General features: G+C 69.5%; 5 protein-coding genes. 1 reads left to right on the forward strand and 4 read right to left on the reverse strand.

Annotated features, from left to right (window positions below; genetic code table 11):
• The coding region (locus AC08ON_RS15660; protein ID WP_476617234.1) for a phosphotransferase at nt 1-763 on the forward strand (763 nt) is incomplete at its 5' end.
• Between the two features lie 267 nt (nt 764-1030).
• Here the strand turns inward: AC08ON_RS15660 and AC08ON_RS15665 are convergent.
• The 4 genes from AC08ON_RS15665 to AC08ON_RS15680 form a co-directional block, all read right to left on the reverse strand.
• Entirely contained in the window at nt 1031-1474 is a 444-nt protein-coding gene (locus AC08ON_RS15665) for a hypothetical protein (RefSeq protein ID WP_476608256.1), read from the reverse strand.
• A gap of 176 nt (nt 1475-1650) precedes the next feature.
• On the reverse strand, nt 1651-2142 hold the full coding sequence (locus AC08ON_RS15670) for a TadE/TadG family type IV pilus assembly protein (protein ID WP_476608257.1): 492 nt from the start codon (nt 2140-2142) through the stop codon (nt 1651-1653).
• Complete coding sequence (locus tag AC08ON_RS15675) at nt 2132-2359, reverse strand: hypothetical protein (RefSeq protein ID WP_476609907.1); 228 nt, start codon at nt 2357-2359, stop codon at nt 2132-2134. The genes AC08ON_RS15670 and AC08ON_RS15675 overlap by 11 nt, the downstream gene beginning before the upstream one ends.
• A gap of 84 nt (nt 2360-2443) precedes the next feature.
• Nucleotides 2444-2976 (reverse strand): type II secretion system F family protein (locus tag AC08ON_RS15680; RefSeq protein ID WP_476617235.1); only part of this gene is annotated, 533 nt, incomplete at its 5' end.

Consider the following 2976-nt stretch of genomic DNA (forward strand, 5'->3'; position numbering starts at 1 on the left):
CACCCAATTCCTTCCCGGTCAGCTCCTCGACAACACCGCACCACGCGGCACCCGCGTCCCCGACCACGTCATCGGCGACGTCGTGGAACTCTTCGGGCAGCTCGGCCTCGTCCCGCGCGAACGCCTGCCGCAATCGCCGCCAGGCTGGCCGGCGGACGGGCGGACCGCCGACTTCGCCCGCCGCCTGTCCGCTGTCACCGCAGGCGTGCATTCCCGGTTCCTCCCCGACTTCGGCGATCTGTACGCCGAGTTCGGCATCCCCATCGACGCGCTCACCGAGATCAACAGTCGATGGACGACGCTGCACCCGCGGCCTTTCCGCCTTCTCCACACCGACATCCACCGCAAGAACATCATCATCTCGGATGGCCGAGCCTACTTCCTCGACTGGGAACTCGCCCTCTGGGGCGATCCGGTCTATGATCTTGCGGTCCACCTGCACAAGATGAGCTACCAGCCCGACGAGTCAGCCGCACTCGTCCATGGGTGGACCTCCGTTGTCAACGGTCCGGCCACCGAGGGATGGCAGTCAGACCTCGACACCTACCTCTCCCACGAACGGGTGAAGTCCGCCATCGTCGACACCGTCCGCTACACAAAAATCATCACCGAGGGAAACCTCAGCCGCGATGACACACATGCATTCATCGACAAGCTCGTCGGGAAACTCGCCGCCGCGCACGCCGTACTCAGCAACCGAGTTACCATCGACCACGAGGCCGCCGCAGCCCTCATACAGCAGTGGGCCGGCAGACGCCGATAGCCAGAGCCCAGCAAGAACGGCCGGGTGTCCGCGCGGATCGACATCAGTGGAGTCCACGGACGTGGTGGACATCGCGTGGCGGCCGAGTTTTGGGGAACCAGTCACGGTTCAGGACCGCAGACCGTACTCTGCTCCCCCAAATTCGCCGACCTGGCGCGCCGAGCCGAGTTGCTCCCCGAGCTGGACAAGTCCCTCGCCGCCAAAAAGTCCACCGGACCCCGTAAAACCTTGCGATCCCGCGTAACTCCGTGAACGCGCGAATCTCTGCTACGGCTGGGTTTCCCGCCGGTCGGCACGGAACTGGTCGATGACCACGGTGAACTGGCCGTTGACCGTGACATCGGTAATGCCGGAGAACAAGGCGCCGGTTCCCGGCAGCGCCACGACCGTACGGACACAGACGACGAACGACGCGCCCGGCTCCAGGGTTGCCGCGCCGTCTCCGGGATCCCCCGCACCACAGTCGGCGCCCTCGGGAGCGAACCGGGCCTGTGGCGCGCCGGGGACGCCCTGGTCGGCGAGGGCGAGCTGCGCGGCGAGCCGCGCCCGGTCCAAGCCCTGCGTCTCACTGTCCGCGGTGGCGAACGCCCGCCCGGCCTCCCGGGCGGCCTGGGTCACCCCGAACGCCGCGCGCTGCACCGCGAAGACGCACAGGAACAGGTAGACGAACGGGATGAGCAGCACGACGGACAATCCAACGAATTCGATCATCGCCGAACCGTCGTCGGCCCTTGTCGCCCGGCCTGCCTGTCCGGGCCCGACAACGCGGCCTATGCGACCGACGCAGCGCACGAAAGCCACACAACCTGTCCTGATCATCAGGATCGCCCGCGGCAGGGAGTGCAGGATCGCCCTCGCGACCCGATCTCCCGCCACGCCACCCCTCGTCACGGCAGTTCCTTGAGCGCATGGCCCTTCACCGTGATCGTGATGCCGTCGCCCAGCGGGACCAGGACGAGCGGCACGGCAACCCGGCAGGTGACCTCCGCGAGCGGCGTGCCACCCGGCCCGTCGACCTGCGCCCCGGTGCAGACGGCGTCGGACCGTCCCGGGATGGTCCGCGCGATGAGGGTCTGGGCGTAGGGACCGCCCTCGCTCGCCGGCACGCCGAGGTTGGCCGCGTGCCTGGCTCCCTCCGCGGCGTCCGCCGCGAGCGTGTTGCGGATGTGCAGCACCAGGCCGACCTGGATGATCCCCAGGATCAGGAAGAGCAACAACGTCCCCACCAGGATGAACTCGACGACGGCCGATCCGCCGTCAGCCGCGTCCGAGGCGTCATCCTCGACGCCGTCCTCGACCGCGTCCGGTCGGTGCCCGGTTCCCCTGGGGCCGCCGTCGATCCCGTCCGGCCCCGCGGCGGCCGCGAGCTCAGCCGCCACCGCCGATACCCGACACCGAGTTGATGGCCGAGGTGAACAGGTTCTGCAGAGCGGGCGTCGCCAGGGTGGCGATCGCGACCACCAGCGCCGCCGTCATGACGGTTATCATGACCCAGCCAGGGACGTCCCCCCGGTCGCGATCATGGCGGCTGCCCGCTGCGACGGCTGACCGCCAGGCCCGCCATCTCGCTTTCACGGCCTGCCCTGTTCGTCCCATGTCTCCTCCTTCAGGCTGGCTGATCCGACCTCGCCGGACGGGCGTGTCCACCCCGCGGGCGGCCACCTGCGCGCCCCCGGGCACTCACTGCGCGATCACGGTGAAACTCACCAGGGCCGGGTAGAAGGCAAAGATCACGGTCGTCGGCAGGACGAGGAACACGACCGGGATCATCATCGCGATCTCCTTGCGGCCACCGGCCTCCAGCAGCTGCCGCTTGCCCGCCTCACGCGCGTCGACGGCCTGCGCGCGCAGGATGTCCGCCAGCGGCGTCCCCCGTTCGATCGCGACCGCCATCCCGTCGACGAACCGCACCAGGGGCGCCAACGCCGTGCGCGCCGCGATGCCCTCCAACGCCTGCACGAGGGTGGCCCCGGCGCGGGCGTCGGCCAGCGCAAGCCGCAGCTCGCGCCCAAGCTCGCCGTGGGTCAACCGGCTGACCCGCTCCAGCGCCCCGATGGCCGACTCCCCCGCGGTCACCGCGAGCGCCAGCAGCTCCGCGATCGTCGGGAACTCCAGCAGCATCCGGTCCTCGCGCTCGGAGATCGCCCGCGACAGCCAGTAGTCCCGGGCCACCACCCCACCGGCCGTGCCAGCGACGATCAAGGCGACACTGA

The sequence above is a fragment of the Frankia sp. CoWAU3 genome (genome assembly GCF_977971855.1).